Below are 15,425 nucleotides of genomic sequence, written 5' to 3' on the forward strand. Positions count from 1 at the left end.
GCCAACCGGCGTGCGCCCGAGGAGTGTCCCGAACCGTGTCCAAAGCCGTGCCGAAAGCTGCCCCGAACGCTGAGCTCGCCACCGTCCAGCCCGTCGAATCGCTCGTCGTGCCGGAACTGCTCGATGGCCGCGACGGCACCAATCGCGGCGCGGCGGAAAACTCGCAGCTATCGGCGCGCAACGACCTCGACGCCGTGCGCGCCTGGCTGTCCAATTACGCGGACACCAAGACCACCTTCGACAACTACCGCAAGGAAGCGGAGCGGCTGCTGCTGTGGGCCGTCGTGCAGCTCGGCAAGCCGCTGTCGTCGCTCACTCACGAGGATCTGCTGCTGTTCAAGGCGTTCATCGCCGATCCGCAGCCGGCCACGCGCTGGGTGTCGGCGAACGGCGGCAAGTACGCGCGCGGCGACGCGCGCTGGCGGCCGTTCAACGGGCCGCTGTCGCCGGCCAGCCAGCGCCAGGCGCTGATCATCCTGAACGCGATGTTCACGTGGCTCGTCAATGCCGGCTATCTGCGCGGCAATCCGATGGCGCTCCTGCGACAACGCGCGAAGCGCTCGGCGCCGCGCGTGACGCGCTATCTGTCGACGTCGCTGTGGGACGAAGTGAAGCTGTTCGTCGAGCAGCTGCCGCAAGATACCGATGCGCAACGCGCCTACTACGCGCGTTGCCGCTGGCTGACCACGCTGTTCTATTTGCAGGGCATGCGCATTTCCGAGGTGGCTGGCGGGCAGATGGGCCAGTTCTTCAGAAGGCTCGGCGCCGATGGTCAGGACCAGTGGTGGCTCGAGACGCTCGGCAAGGGCGACAAGGAGCGGATCGTGCCGGTGTCGGCCGAACTGGTTCAGGAGCTGCGCGGCTACCGCACGGTCAATGGCCTCGCCGCCCTGCCGACCCGCGCCGAGGAAACGCCGCTCGTGCTGCCGTTCAAGGGCCGCAACCGCTGCCTGTCGCGCTCGGCGATTCACGACGCGATCAAGGGCATCTTCGCGGGCGCGGCCATGTGGCTGCGTGCGCGCGGTCCCGAATTCACCGATCGCGCCGACGAGCTCGAGCGCGCGTCGGCGCACTGGCTGCGGCATACGGCCGGTTCGCACCAGGCGGACGGCGGCGTCGATCTGCGCACGATCCGCGACAACCTCGGCCACGTTTCGCTGAATACGACCAGTCTTTACCTCCACACCGAGGACGACGCGCGGCATACCGAGACCGTTAATCGACACCGGATGAACTGGGACGACGCGAAGTCTAAAGACGGCAATGCGGGCGGCAATTAAGCGCGGATCGGGCGTGTGAAACACGCCGGAATTTTTGCGTTATTTCTTTCTATTTCCGAGTTGGATCAATTCATCAGGCGATGCGCGCCGGGCATGCGTTTGCGCCTGCGCGCGCCAGCGCGTTTACCCGCTCATTTCCCTGGTCGTCGATCCATATCTCAAGAATGCAAAACGCCGACCGTTAAACGGGCGTCGCTCGATAAATAACTAATACAAACCGGGGAATGAACTTGAAAACCATCACAAACGCGCTGTTGGCGTCGGCTGCGTGCGCTACCTTTCTCGCAGGCTGCGTGACCAGTGGGCAAGGCCGGCTCGTCAGCGCCCCGAACCGGGTCAACGAAGTGACCGTGACCGCGTATCAGCCGTTGCCGACCGATGTGTACGTCGCCAATGTGGTCGATCGCGATGTGGTGATCGTCGGCGGCGATACGTATATCTGGGTCGTCGGCCGGGACGGCGTCCGGCATCGCCAATTCTATTCTCATGGTGATCATCGCGCCGAGGTTTTCCATCGCCGTGAGGAACTGCATCGCGTGATGGCGAGCCATGACGGTCATCTGCCGGAGCATCCGGGCGGCGCGCATCCGCCGCTCGGGCACCCGGGCGGCCCGGCGCCGGCGATGGCCGCGCACGAACAGCCGCCGCGAGCCGACAGGCACGCCGCCGGACCGGTCAGGTCTGCACCCGCGACGGTCCCGCACGGACAACCGCGCCGCGTCGTCATGCACGCCGCCGGGCCGGTCAGGCCCGCGCCCGCACCATCGGCAAAGCGGGTGTCGAAGGATCCGAAGAAGTCGTAACGTCGCTGATAGGCGCGCTGCCAAAGCGCCTTCCTGCATCGCCCGCTTCCCCCAACTCCCCGCCAATCCCACCCCATTGCCCGCTAGAATTGCCGGCTTTGCCCGCGTCGGGCGCGCCGCAAGGCAAAATACGGGTTTTGCGCGCGCCGCACGCGCGGCCGACCCGGTCGCGAAGCGTCCCAAACCGTTTTCGGGCCCGGCGGTTGCATCGTTGCCCCGGGCCGCGCGCCGACCCGCAACATCACAGCCCCGCCCGGCCCGTCAGCTTCGCTGCCCGGCGCACGCGGCGCGGCGAGGACCGCTCGTCCCCAACAGAGCAGATCAGGAGCCTTTATGAGCGATTCGAAACCATCCTTCCTCGGCCGCATTTCGCTGGCCGTCGGCACGTTTTTCAGCATTCTCGGCAATGGCGACTTCGCCGCCGACGTCCTGCGCCTGCGCAACGGCGAAAAGATCGGCGCGGCCCCCGCCGCCGCCCCGCAACCGAAGCCGCAACCCGCGCCGGTGCTGAAGGAGGCCTCCCCCGACGCCGCGCTGCAACTGCTCGGCCTGCTGCAACGCGACGCGCGCTTCATCGATTTCGTCGAGGAAGACATCAAGGCCTATAGCGACGCCGACATCGGCGCGGCCGCGCGCCTCGTGCACGAAGGCTGCCGCGCGACGCTGCGCGAGCACTTCACGATCCGCCCGGTGCGCGACGAAGCCGAAGGTAGCCGCGTGACGCTGCCCGCGGGCTTCGACGCGAGCTCGGTCCGTTTGACCGGCAACGTGGTCGGCAGTGCGCCGTTCAACGGCAGCATCAGCCATCGCGGCTGGCGCGTCGAGGATGTGCGTCTGCCGAAGCTGGCGGACGGTCATAACGCAAAAGTCATCGCACCGGCGGAGGTGGAGCTATGAGCGACGCACGCTATTCGATCGGCATCGATCTCGGCACCACGCACTGCGCGTTGTCCTACGTGGACACGCACGCGAGCGACGGCGAGAAAACCACCCAGGACGTGCTGTCGATCGCCCAGCTCACGGGCCCCGGCGCAATCGATAATCTGCCGCTGCTGCCCTCGTTCCTGTACCTGCCGCATCCCGACGAACTGGCCTCCGGCGACCTCTACCTGCCGTGGACCGGCCAGCGCGAATTCGCGGTCGGCGAATTCGCGCGCAGCCGCGGCGCCGGCACGCCGATCCGGCTCGTGTCGAGCGCGAAAAGCTGGCTGTGCCATCCGGGCGTCGACCGGCGCGCGGGCATTCTGCCGAACGACGCGCCGCCCGAAGTCGCGCGTGTGTCGCCGCTCGAAAGCTCGGTGCGCTACCTGACGCACCTGCGCGAGGCGTGGGACCACGTGTATCCGGACGCGCCGTTCGGCGAGCAGGACGTCACCGTGACGATCCCCGCGTCGTTCGACCCCGCGGCGCGCGAGCTGACGGCGGAGGCCGCCGAGGCCGCCGGCTTCACCCGCATGACGCTGCTCGAAGAGCCGCAGGCGGCGCTCTATAGCTGGATCCAGAAGAGCGGCGGACAGTGGCGCAAGCAGGTCGAGGTCGGCGACATCATCCTCGTCGTCGACGTCGGCGGCGGCACGACCGACCTGTCGCTGATCGCGGTGATCGAGCGCGACGGCAATCTCGAACTGCATCGCGTCGCGGTCGGCGATCACATCCTGCTCGGCGGCGACAACATGGACCTCGCGCTCGCGCACGTGGTCGCGCGCAAGCTCGCCGCGCAGGGTACCCAGGCCGACGCGTGGCAACTGCGCGCGCTCACCTACGCGTGCCGCGCGGCGAAGGAAACGCTGCTCAGCGACCCCGCCACCGACACCGTGCCGCTCGTCGTGCCGAGCCGCGGCTCGAAGCTGATCGGCGGCTCGATCCGCACCGAGCTGACGCGCGCCGAACTGACGCAGACGATCCTCGACGGCTTCTTCCCGCAGATCGACAGCGCCGCGCGTCCGGTGAGCCGTGCTCGGGTCGGTCTGACGCAGCTCGGCCTGCCGTATGCGCAGGACGCGGGCATCACGCGGCATCTGGCGGCGTTCCTCGGGCGTCAGGTCGGCGCGCTGGCGGAACTCGAAGGGCTGCGCGAGCATGTCGCGCCCAACGCGACTTTCCTGCATCCGACCGCGGTGCTGTTCAACGGCGGCGTGTTCAAGTCGACGCTGCTCGTCGAACGGATCATGGGCACGCTGAACGGCTGGCTCGCGGCCGAAGGCGCGGCGCCCGCCCGTCTGCTCGAAGGCGCGGACCTCGATCTGGCGGTCGCGCGCGGCGCGGCCTACTACGGCTACGTGCGGCGCGGCCGCGGCGTGCGGATTCGCGGCGGCACCGCGCGCGCGTACTACATCGCGATCGAATCGGCGATGCCGGCCGTGCCCGGGCTCGAGCCGCCGGTGCAGGCGCTGTGCGTCGCGCCGTTCGGCATGGAAGAAGGCACCGACGCCGAACTGCCCGCGCAGGAGTTCGGGCTGGTCGTCGGCGAGCCCGTGCATTTCCGCTTCTTCGGCTCGTCGGTGCGTCGTCAGGATCAGGTCGGCACGCTGCTCGATTACTGGGGCCCCGAGGAGTTGCAGGAACTCGAGGAAATCCAGGCGACGCTGCCGGCGGCCGGCCGCACCGCCGGCGAAGTCGTGCCGGTGAAGCTGCACGCGCGCGTGACCGAGGCGGGCACGCTCGAACTCGAAGCGATCCCGCGCGGCTCCGATGAGCGCTGGAAAGTCGAATTCGACGTGCGCGGCAACGCGAATGCGTGATTGACATGAAGCGGTACAGCGTCGGCATCGATCTGGGCACCAGCAACACGGTGCTCGCGTACGCGCAAGCCGGATCGCAGCAGATTCGTGTGTTCGAGATCGAGCAACTCGTGAGCCCCGGCGAAGTCGCCGCGCGGCCGCTGTTGCCGTCGGTGCGCTATCAGGCGGCCGACGGCGAACTGAGCGCGGCCGATCTGCAGTTGCCCTGGTCCGGTGCGCGTGCGGCGTCGGGCCACGGCAAGGACGCGACGCAGCCGGTCGTGGTCGGCCGGCTCGCGCGGCTGCTCGGCGCGCAGGTGCCGGGGCGGCTCGTCGCGAGCGCGAAAAGCTGGCTGTCGCACGCGTCGGTCGATCGCGTCGCGCCGATCCTGCCGTGGGGCGCGCCCGACGACGTCCGCAAGATTTCGCCGCTCGACGCGAGCGCGAGCTACCTCGCGCACGTGCGCGCCGCATGGAACCAGCACTTTCCGAAGGCGCCGCTCGAACAGCAGGACGTCGTGCTGACGGTGCCCGCATCGTTCGACGAAGGCGCGCGCGCGTTGACCGTCGAAGCGGCGCGGCTCGCCGGGCTGCCGTCGCTGCGGCTGCTCGAAGAGCCGCAGGCCGCGTTCTACGACTGGCTGTTCCGGCATCGCGACACGCTTGCCGACGAGTTGGCGGACACCCGGCTCGTGCTGATCTGCGACGTCGGCGGCGGCACCACCGATCTGACGCTGATCGAAGTCGGCCTGTCCGACGACGGCGAGCCGCGCCTGACGCGCGTTGGTGTCGGCAATCATCTGATGCTCGGCGGCGACAACATGGACCTCGCGCTCGCGCATCTGGTCGAGGCGCGGCTGTTGGGTGGTGCCGGCGGCGGTGCGCAGGCGCCGCAACGGCTATCGGCGGCGAGCCTGTCGCAGCTGGTCGAGCGATGCCGCGTCGCGAAGGAGCAATTGCTCGGCGCGCAGGCGCCCGAGTCGGCGCCGGTCACCTTGCTCGGCGCGGGCTCCAAGCTGATCGGCGGCGCGCGCACGACGCAGATCACGCGCGACGAGGTCGAGAAGATCATCGTCGATGGTTTCTTGCCGCGGGTGGCCGCCGATGAGCGTCCGGGCCGGCCGCGCGGCGCGATCGTCGAATTCGGCCTGCCGTACGCGACCGATGCGGCGGTCACGCGGCATATCGCGGCATTTCTCGAACGTTTCGCCGCGCAGTCGCGCAAGGCCCTGGGCGCGGATTCCAGCACGCCGGACGCATCCGGCACAGCCGCCCTGCCCGTTCCCGACACGCTGCTGCTCAACGGCGGCGTGTTCCGCGCCGACGCGCTGTCGCGGCGTCTGGCCGACACGCTCGGCGGGTGGCGCGGCGCGCCGCTCAACGTGCTGCACAACGACAACCCGGACGTCGCGGTCGCGCGCGGTGCGGTCGCCTATACGCTCGCGCGCGCGGGCTTCGCGCCGAAAATCGGCGGCGGTTCGCCGCGCAGCTATTTTCTGGTGCTCGACGAAACGCCGGCCGGCAAAGACGACGCCGAGCCGGACGCGGCGCCGGCGCAACGCGGCATCTGCCTGCTGCCGCGCGGCACCGAGGAAGGTCACGAGATTCTGATCGCGGACCGCACGTTCGCGCTGCGGCTCGGGCATCCGGTGCGCTTTCACCTGGTGTCGTCGAGCGCGGACACCGCGTATCAGCCCGGCGAACTGGTCGACCTCGCGGGCGGCGACTTCGTGCGTCTGCCGCCGATCGCGACGATCATCCAGCCACGTGACGGCCATCGCGCTCGCGAAACCGCCGTGCGCATCGCGACGTCGCTGACCGAGGTCGGCACGCTCGACGTCCATTGCATCGAGCTCGACGAGCCATCGCAACGCTGGCTGCTCGAATTCCAGCTGCGCCACGCCGACGCGCAAGTGGATCTATCCGCCGAGGGCGCACCGCAACGCCACCCGGCGCTCGATCGCGCGATCGAACTGATCGACCGTTGCTTCGGCGCCCGCGCGCAAAACGTCGACCCGAAGGAGATCAAACGACTGCGCGCGCAGCTCGAACATCTGCTCGGCCCGCGCGACAGCTGGAACAGCGCGTCGCTGCGCGAACTGTTCGGCGCGCTGTGGGAGCGCGCGCGCCGCCGCCGCCGCTCGGCCGATCACGAACGGCTGTGGCTGAATCTGGCCGGCTATTGCGTGCGGCCCGGCTTCGGTTATCCGCTCGACGAATGGCGCGTCGAGCAACTGTGGACGCTGTTCGACGATGGCATCCAGTACGTGACCGACAGCCAGGTATGGTCGGAATGGTGGACGCTGTGGCGCCGCGCGGCCGGTGGCCTCGGCGAAGATGCGCAGCTGCGCGTGCTCGACGCGATGGACTATCTGCAGAAGGCCGCGCAATCGCGTCACAAGCTGCCGTTCGATGTCGCGAAGACCGGCTTCGCCGATATGGTGCGCCTGTCCGCATCGCTCGAACGGATTCCGGCCGAACGCAAGATCGAACTCGGCGAGGCGGTGCTCGCTCGCCTGAAAAAGCCAGCGGAAAACCATCAAAGCTGGTGGGCGGTCGGACGGATCGGCGCGCGCCAGCCGTTTTACGGCAGCGCGCATAGCGTCGTGCCGCCCGAGGTCGCCGCGCAATGGCTCGATGCGATCCTCGCGCTCGACTGGAAGAAGGTCGACCCCGCCGCCTTCGCGGCCGTCCAGATCGCCCGCATGACCGGCGACCGCTCGCGCGATCTGCCCGACGCGCTGCGCGCGAGCGTCGTGCGACGCCTCGAAGCGGCGAGCGCGCCGCGCGCCTGGGTCACGATGGTCAGCGAAGTCGTCGCGCTCGATAACGCAGACGAAGGTCGCGTGTTCGGCGAATCGCTGCCGGTCGGGTTGAAGCTGATCGGCGGCTAAAGCGTTTTGCGCGGCGCGAAGCTCAGCACCGCTCGTGCGGCGTCCAGATGCACAGCAACGCGCACACAGGCGGATACCTGTGTGCGCGCATTGCTTCGGCACGCGCCGCTCAATTCGGCACGTTCACGGCTCCATTCGTTGCGGAAATCGCATTGACACCCGGGGTCGCCGCGATCGCCGGCAGGTTGGCCGTGGTCAGCGCCGGTGCGGCTCCGGGCACGCCGCCGCGCGGTATCGTGTGGATCACCTGCGACGGCGGCAACGGCGTGCCGTTCTTCAGATGAGCCCACATCAGGTTGAGCGCCTGAAGATTGTAGTAGTGCAACGGCACGAAACGCGTATCGAAACCGGCGACGCCGAGGAACGCGTCAAAGTGCTGACCGTTCGTGACTTCGTACAGCGCCAGCTTGCTCGCGCTGCCCTCGGCCACCTGGTTCAATCCGAGGTACGGCCGCGACGCGTGATTGATCGGCACCAGCGCATCCGCGCGTCCTTGCACGATGATGGTCGGCGTGCCATGCAGATTCGCATTCACGCGAACTGCATCGACGCTGGCATTCAACGAACCGCTTGTCCACCGCGCGCGCAGGCATGCGGCGCCCGCGTAGCTCGCATCGGCGGTCGCGAGCCGATGATCGACCGCGCCGGAGGCGCCCGCGTTGTAGACGAGGTTGATGCCATTGGTCGGCGGCACGCCGTTGCCGTTGCCGAACACCGTCAGCATCGGCGACACCGCCGGCGTCACGCCGGCTGCGCCAGCCGCGCTGGTGGTGCCGAAGCTGAAGTCGCACAGGTTGTCGGCGACACTTGCGCGCGCATACGCATTCGCATAGGTCACGGCGACGGCCGGCACCGCCTGCGAGTCCCACATCGGCGCTTGCAGCAGGTCCGAGTCGGTCTGATAGCCGTTCTGATGCAGCAGCGCGAGCGCATTGGTGGCCTGCGTGACCGTATCCGTTCCCGCGATCACGCCGGCCGCCGCGAGCGACGCGCAACGCGCGGTGCGCAGCGCGGTGGTGGTCGCGCTCGGCAGCGCGGTCAGATACGGTGCGCCGGTCGCGGCGGGCGCGAGCGCGGCGCACGGCTGCAGCAGGTTCGCGAGCGTCATGTAATCGGCGAGCGGTTTGCCGAACGCGCCGACCGGCACGCCGCCCTGCGCGACCGATACCTGCGGTGCAAGCCGCAGATTGATCTGCGGCTCGCCGACCACCACTGCCGTGATGAGACCCGACGTGTCCTGCTCGGCCGCCGCGAGCGACGCGCCGCCGCCGTTGCTGACCGACGCGGCGATCGTCGTGATGCTGCCGCTCGCATAGCGCACCGTGCGCGTCGAGCCATTCAACGCGCCGTACGAATCGTTGAGCGCCCAATACGCAAACTGGATCGCCTGCAACGTGTTCTTGCCCCAGTCCTGCTCGGGGTTCTGTTGCGAGTGCGCATGCTTGAACGCATAGCGGTTCGGGAACTGCGCATTGAACGCCGCCAGCGTGCTGCTGCCGAGCTTCGCTGTGAAGAGGCTCGCCGTGCCCGCGGCGGTCGCATCCTGCAACGTGCCGTCGATCAGCGTCACGCGATTCGTCGACAGTTCGTGCGCGCCGTTGCCGCTGCCCTTGTCGGTGTAGGCCACCGCGCAGCCGCGCTTCAGGCCCCACTCGCCGGCCGCCGAAATCGCGCCGTACACGCCGCGCGAACCGGACGACGTCGCGGTGACGATGCACGGTTGGTCCGGATTGAAGCTCGCGGGAATCTGCACGAGCAGGCTAACGTTCTGCGCGCCGCTGCCGTCATCGGCATAGGCGAGGTATTCCTTGCCCGCGATCTTGCCTTCGCCGAGCGTGTCGTTGCCGTTCAGGTCGACGTTGGGCCCCCAGAAGCGTCCATACCCGCCGTTCGCCGTCATGTCGACGAGCGCCCGATAGTTCGACCAGATCGCGAGACGCCGCAATTCGGCGGCCGTAGGTTGCGCCGCATTCGCGATGGTGGGCGCCTTCGCCGATGCGAGGCCGGTCTTGCCGAGGCCCGCGGTCAGCAGATCGTCACTGTTGCCGTCATAAGATTTCGTCGTCACCGCGCTTTTGATGAAGCCAGGCAGCACGTTGCTCGGCGCCGGCGGTTGCAGCCCGTCGTTGCCGCTGCCACAGCCCGCCAGCACGATTGCGGACGCCATCACGGTCGCCGCGGTACCGAGCCTCCAAGGGTTGCGCATGGCCGCCGGGATTTTTTTCGCTGTTGTCATCGTTTCTGTCTCCGTCATTTATACGACGTTGTATTGGCAGCGGTACCCAACTGGTTGCCGACCCCGCTCCATCTGGTTCGTTAGAACGAGATGCTTCGGATACCGATGCATCGCTAGCGTGCATTGACCTCTCTCTGGAGTCAATACACGGTCATACCCATAACGAGCATCAGGATTCGGGCGAAACAGCCGGCCGGCTAGTCGGAATCGGCCATGCCGGTGAACCCGTCGTCGCTCCAGTCTTCGGAGCCGACACCGTGGCGAACGAAGAAAACTCCGTGCCGGTCGTAACGCTGCTTGATCGACCGCAAACGTGCATAGTTGGCCCCCCAATACGCCGCTTGCCAGTCCTTCTGGAAATAGCTGCTCTCGGCGACGTATGCGCCACCGGCCGTTGCGATTTTCCCGAGTTCGTTGATGGCCAATCCGATGAGCTTCGCATCTCGCTGTGCCTTCGAAACATCGGGTTGATGACCTGTCAGTCCGTCGAATGCCGGTGGCCCCTCGCTCGCGACGATCGCCAATGCGAACGACTCCGCCACGACTGGATTGACTGGGGTTTGCAGGCCGGCGGCAATGACATCGGCAGGGGCGCCGGCGAGCCCTTTCTGAAAATGAAGTTCGACAAGCCAGTAGCGCGTAGCGCCCATCAGCGCGTCGACGAGTTCGGGTTGGCGCTCGCGCGCCAGCATTGCTGCAGGCAACCACAGCGAGTCGAAGCCGTGGATCACATGACCGGCCTCGGCGAGATTCGACGCCCAGAAGAAATTGGCATCTGGCGCGCCGGGTCGGTCATCGAAGACGACCAACCCGGGCACGAACCGCGCGAGCGCCGTGCCGTCCCAGCGCAACCGCCCCGGACCGGCGACGATCGAGGGCGCGGCCATCATGGTCAGGTCGTCCTGCACTCCAATCCAGTCCCAGAACGGCTTCCAGAGCGTTGCGACCTCTTCCTTGCCGAGTCCCTGAAAGCTCATGTCGATGCGCAGGCGCTTGCCGGGCAGCAGCGTAGCGAGTTCACCCCAGTGGCGATTGCATAGGCTGTCGGCGTAAAAAGCGACGAAGCGGCCCAGCAAGCGTTTGTAGGCGACATCCGAGCGGGCCACGACTGCGCAGGATACGAGGCCAAACACGGCCGGCAGTTCGTGCGTGCGCAAAGTCAGGCGGCTGACGACGCCGAAGGTACCGCCACCCCCACCTTTCAAGGCCCAGAAGAGATCCGGTTCTCTTCGGGCGTTGACAACCCTGACCACACCGTCCGCCGTAACGACCTCCGCTTCGAGCAGTGAAGCGGATGCAATGCCGAACTGTTTGGAGTGCGTTCCAAAACCTCCGCCTTGAATCAGTCCCGCGACTCCCACTGTTCCACAACCGCCGCCCTGTACATACCGACCCACGCCTCCGGTAACGGCTTCATAGGTATGCATCCAGATCGCGCCTGCCCCGACGCTTACCGCGGGTCCGGGTGGAATGACCCCGTCACATCCGCTCGGAACGAAAGCATCGTGATTCCTGATTTCGTTCATGGCGCGCGTCCATATCATCAGGGAACCCGGCGCGTTCGAGGTGCCGAGATAGGAATGGCCCCCGCCGCGCACGACGACGCGAAGATTGCGTTCACGCGCGAAGTTGACGGCCGCCGCCACATGTTCGACCCGTCTCGCGGCGACCACGTAGGCACTGGGTTCGGCTTTCCACGCGCCGACCCACTCGCAGGTTTGTGTCAGAACGGGACTGTCGCCGATGAAGTACGGATTTTTGAGTTCACGGAAGAGTGCAAGGCATTCGGCGTTCTCGGGAGATTCACGACAGAGGTCGAGTGGTGACTCCGGTCGGATCAGGTAGCCATCCACCTGCTGTTTCAGTCGCGCCCAGTCCGAAGGCGTGGGCCATCCCGGTTCGCCCGGTCGTACGCGTCGCGGGGTCTGCGCAGCGCGAGCGTCATCGAGCCGAAGCAACGGCCAGATAGAGGCGAACAGCGGGACAGCCGCAAGCCACCTGATCAGATCACGGCGCTTCGCCATGGCGCTCCTCCACGCTGAAACGTGATCGTTTCCATTTCCCAGACGATCGCTCGCGACAGCGGTGGCGGCCCGAGCTCACGCCTCGCTCGATGCAAGCGCTCGAGCGTCTCGTGGAAAAAGTTCGACTTCAGCCTCGATCTCCACGGGAATGTTGAAGGGAAGCTCGGCCAGTCCCACCGCGCTGCGAGCGTGAACGCCGCGCTCCTCGCCAAAGACAGCGAGTATCAGTTCCGAAAAGCCGTTGATCACCGCGGGCTGTCGGTTGAACCCGGGTGCCGAGTTGACCATGCCGAACACCCTCGTCCAACAGGCGATGCGCTCCAGACTTCCGATCTCGCGCTTGAGGCTGCCCAGAATAGCGAGCGCGGTGAGACGAGCCGCCACGAAGGCCTGCTCCTGCGAGACCTGACTGCCCACCTTGCCAAGTGGCTCGGCCAGCGAGCCGTCCGCGTTGGTCGGCCCATGGCCCGAGATGCAAGCCCTGTGGCCGACTACCCGCACCCATGGGAACGGAAGCGTCAGGCCGGGAGGAAGCCGCAACGGTTCCAGCAAGACGTAGCCAAGTGCGTGCAAGCGATCTTCAACGGTCGACATATTCAGACTCCACGTGAAGGCCCCACGGCGTTTATTCGCGTGCGCCTCGAAAATCGCGCAGCGGCGTGGCTGCGGCACGTCGCTGCGGTGACAGCGCTTTCAGATGCCCGCTTCCCTCACGCTCCGCCCTGCTTGCGCATCTGCCCGATAGCGCGAGCGCGTCCGGCCTCGGCCTCCCGGACGAGCCGGTACGCAACGTAATATTTAAAGACGTTGCGCACGTACGTCGTTGGTTCGATACCGATTTTCTCGGCGACTACGATTTCGACATTGTTGAACCACTTGTTAGGATCGAGACCGCGCGCCGCCGCTTCCTTGCGCATTCTGGCGATCTTTGCGGGTCCTGCGTTGTAGCTTGCGAATGCGAACAGCGAGCGGTCCCTTTCCGAGAAGTGAGCATCGGGAAAGTAACGGGCCATCAGCACATCGAGATATTTCGCTCCCGCATGTATGTTGGACTTCGCCACCCTGATGTCGCCAACCGCAAGTTCCTTCCCCGTGGCTGGCATCAACTGCATGATCCCGATTGCGCCAAAGTGACTGCGGGCGCTCTGGTTCAGCTGGGATTCCTGATAGCCTTGAGCCGCAAGCAAAAGCGGATCGAAGCGGTACTGCGCACCGTATTTTTCGAAAAGACCGACCGTCTGCCCGAACCGCTTCAGCTCCGCTGACTCCGTATTGTTGGAGATCTGCTTGATGCGCTTCATTTCCTGCTGCAGACGGACTTCCGCGACACTCTGCTTCTTCACGTAATTCAGGTAGAAGTCGTTGATCGCGTCCCGCAGTTTGGGGCTCTTGAGGCGCACCGCCCAGCCGATGTAGCCTTCGTCGCGCACCGAAATATCGTTATGCACGACGATTCCAGCCAGTACCGGCGCCCATACCTTTGCCTTCCAGTCGTCCACGACGAGGATCTGGAGCAGCCCGACATTGAGCATCTCCATTGCGTCCTCGTCCTCGAGCGCGTCGGGCAGCGGCACGAGTTTCACCGGAGCTTTGCCTTCCTTGCCAAAACGCGCGTTCAACAAGTTCAGGCTCTCGTAATAGCTGCTGCTGGGCCGCACATGGACCGTCTTACCGCTGAGATCGTCGAGCTTCGCGAGGGCCGGCGACTTCGGCCCGGTCACGACCACTTCGCGTACTGCTGTCCGGTCACGCGGCGCCACGAAGTCGACCTGCTTCAGGCGGACCTCCGTGACCGTCAGATTGCCCGCGGCGATGTCGCCCCGGCCCGCTACCAGCCCCGGGAGCAACTGGTCGCGAGTCATCGGAATGATGACCAGGGTGAGCGGACGCTTGCCGAGCGTCGCCCGGTACTTCTTGTTCACATAACGCTCGAAGTCCCGCATGAGACCGGCGGTCAGCCCACGTTCGTGACCATGCTCATTCAGATAGAGCGTTCGACTGTAGGGAACCAGCACCCGGATCAGACGCCGGTCGAGCATGGCGTCGAAATCGCCCGTGAACGGTTGATTGCCGAGATCGATCCGGCGCGCTGCGGGAGCCGACGCCGCGGCGGTTGGGGATGCCGGGAGGGCCGACGAGGCGGCCGGCTGCGCGGCGACACTTTGGGCGGCGACGCACGCCGCGGGGCCGACGATCATGCCTGAGCAGAACGCCGCGATGTACAGCAACGTTTGAATGATGCGCATCGTAAAACACCCTGCTGTCGCACCCGGCGACTGCGTCGACGTTCACTACGCGCGTCCATATTGCCACGATGGCAACGGCTGAAAATGGGACGATGGTCCTATAAGCAATGCGCCATGACTGAAGATAGAGCCGTACCGACGCAATCGCCAACGCCCGCTACGCCATCGTCACGCGATTTCGTCCTTTATGCTTCGAGCGATACAACGCACGGTCAGCGCTCGCGAAACCGTCGCGATGCGCGGGGCGCGACAGGTCGCTGATACGCGTGAGCGACGCGCCAATGCTGACCGTCACCACCCCAAGCGGCGACGCGCGATGCTCGATCGCGAGGTCCGCCACGCGCTGGCGCAGCGTTTCGAGCGTGTCTTCGAGCATCGATGGTTGCGCTTCGAGCACCAGCATTCCGAACTCCTCGCCGCCCATGCGCCCGACCACGATGCGCTCGCTGTCGGCGGCGGCCTGCATCACGGAGGCAACCAGACTCAGACAGTGATCGCCGGCCTGATGACCGTAGGTGTCGTTGTACTGCTTGAACCAGTCGACGTCGACGACCACCGAGCCCATCACGTCGCCGTCGCGCGCCTCCTTCCAGCGGCGCGCGATGGTTTCGAGCAGAAAGCGCCGGTTGTACAACTGGGTGAGCGGATCGATCGCGGTGGCCGTGCGCATCTTCAGATCGTTTTCGATCATCGCGCGCAGGTGGTAAAACACGCCGCGCCGGCCCGCGTCGAGCCGGCCCGGCGCCGGGTCCATCGCGCACAGCGCGCCGACGATCTCGCCGTTCGGCGCGCGCAGCGCGATCGCCGCGTAAAAGCGCACGAACGGATGACGCTTGACGAGCATGCACTCGCCGAAGCGGCTGTCGTTGTGCGCATCCTCGATCACGAACAGGTCGGCATCGCGCACCGCGTAGTCGGCGAGCGAGCGCGCACGCGTGACGAGCGGCATCGCCATGCCGACCTCGGCGCGATAGTGCTGATACTCCTCGTCGAGCAGCACGATCGCGGTAATTGCCGCGCCGGTCACGCTCTTCAGAATCTCCGCCGCATGCGTGAAGCACTCGCGCATCACCTGGTCGTCGTGCAACAGCCACTCGATGACCGAAGACTCGACCTCGGGTTCGCCGGCGGCGGTCGAGTCGACTGGCATCCGGCTGGCGAGGCGGTCGTTACTGTAAGCGAGTTGCACGGAAGGGTTCCAGAATGGGCTTAGCTTATGTCA

General features: G+C 66.4%; 10 protein-coding genes. 5 read left to right on the plus strand and 5 right to left on the minus strand.

What is annotated here, in order from left to right; genetic code table 11:
- The first annotated feature begins 35 nt into the window (after positions 1 to 35).
- The 5 genes from OKW28_RS26110 (at position 36) to OKW28_RS26130 (ending at position 7,697) form a co-directional block, all read left to right on the plus strand.
- Entirely contained in the window at positions 36 to 1,280 is a 1,245-nt protein-coding gene (locus tag OKW28_RS26110) for a tyrosine-type recombinase/integrase (protein ID WP_429450042.1), read from the plus strand.
- A gap of 224 nt (positions 1,281 to 1,504) precedes the next feature.
- Positions 1,505 to 2,083: a hypothetical protein gene (locus tag OKW28_RS26115; protein ID WP_429450043.1), complete on the plus strand. Its 579-nt coding sequence runs from the start codon at positions 1,505 to 1,507 to the stop codon at positions 2,081 to 2,083.
- Positions 2,084 to 2,416: 333 nt separating this feature from the next.
- Positions 2,417 to 2,980, plus strand: a complete 564-nt coding sequence (locus OKW28_RS26120) for a DUF2760 domain-containing protein (RefSeq protein WP_429450044.1) — start codon at positions 2,417 to 2,419, stop codon at positions 2,978 to 2,980.
- On the plus strand, positions 2,977 to 4,824 hold the full coding sequence (locus OKW28_RS26125) for an Hsp70 family protein (protein ID WP_429450045.1): 1,848 nt from the start codon (positions 2,977 to 2,979) through the stop codon (positions 4,822 to 4,824). Before OKW28_RS26120 ends, OKW28_RS26125 begins: the two co-directional genes overlap by 4 nt.
- Positions 4,825 to 4,829: 5 nt before the next feature.
- On the plus strand, positions 4,830 to 7,697 hold the full coding sequence (locus tag OKW28_RS26130; protein WP_429450047.1) for an Hsp70 family protein: 2,868 nt from the start codon (positions 4,830 to 4,832) through the stop codon (positions 7,695 to 7,697).
- Positions 7,698 to 7,806: 109 nt separating this feature from the next.
- On the opposite strand, the gene OKW28_RS26135 is transcribed toward OKW28_RS26130, so the two are convergent.
- The 5 genes from OKW28_RS26135 to OKW28_RS26155 all read right to left on the minus strand — a co-directional run bounded on the left by OKW28_RS26135 (position 7,807) and on the right by OKW28_RS26155 (position 15,392).
- On the minus strand, positions 7,807 to 9,933 hold the full coding sequence (locus OKW28_RS26135; RefSeq protein WP_429450049.1) for a D-(-)-3-hydroxybutyrate oligomer hydrolase: 2,127 nt from the start codon (positions 9,931 to 9,933) through the stop codon (positions 7,807 to 7,809).
- Between the two features lie 197 nt (positions 9,934 to 10,130).
- Positions 10,131 to 11,957, minus strand: a complete 1,827-nt coding sequence (locus OKW28_RS26140) for an FAD-binding protein (protein ID WP_429450051.1) — start codon at positions 11,955 to 11,957, stop codon at positions 10,131 to 10,133.
- 75 nt (positions 11,958 to 12,032) lie between these two features.
- Positions 12,033 to 12,551, minus strand: a complete 519-nt coding sequence (locus tag OKW28_RS26145) for a RidA family protein (RefSeq protein WP_429450052.1) — start codon at positions 12,549 to 12,551, stop codon at positions 12,033 to 12,035.
- A gap of 116 nt (positions 12,552 to 12,667) precedes the next feature.
- Positions 12,668 to 14,203, minus strand: coding sequence for a transglycosylase SLT domain-containing protein (locus OKW28_RS26150; RefSeq protein WP_429450054.1), 1,536 nt, complete (start codon positions 14,201 to 14,203; stop codon positions 12,668 to 12,670).
- A gap of 157 nt (positions 14,204 to 14,360) precedes the next feature.
- Positions 14,361 to 15,392 carry a diguanylate cyclase gene (locus tag OKW28_RS26155; protein ID WP_429450056.1) on the minus strand — a complete coding sequence of 344 codons (1,032 nt, stop codon included), beginning with the start codon at positions 15,390 to 15,392 and terminating at the stop codon, positions 14,361 to 14,363.
- Between the last annotated feature and the right edge of the window lie 33 nt (positions 15,393 to 15,425).

Source organism: Paraburkholderia sp. 40 (assembly GCF_050434105.1).
Classification (GTDB): Bacteria; Pseudomonadota; Gammaproteobacteria; order Burkholderiales; family Burkholderiaceae; genus Paraburkholderia; species Paraburkholderia tuberum.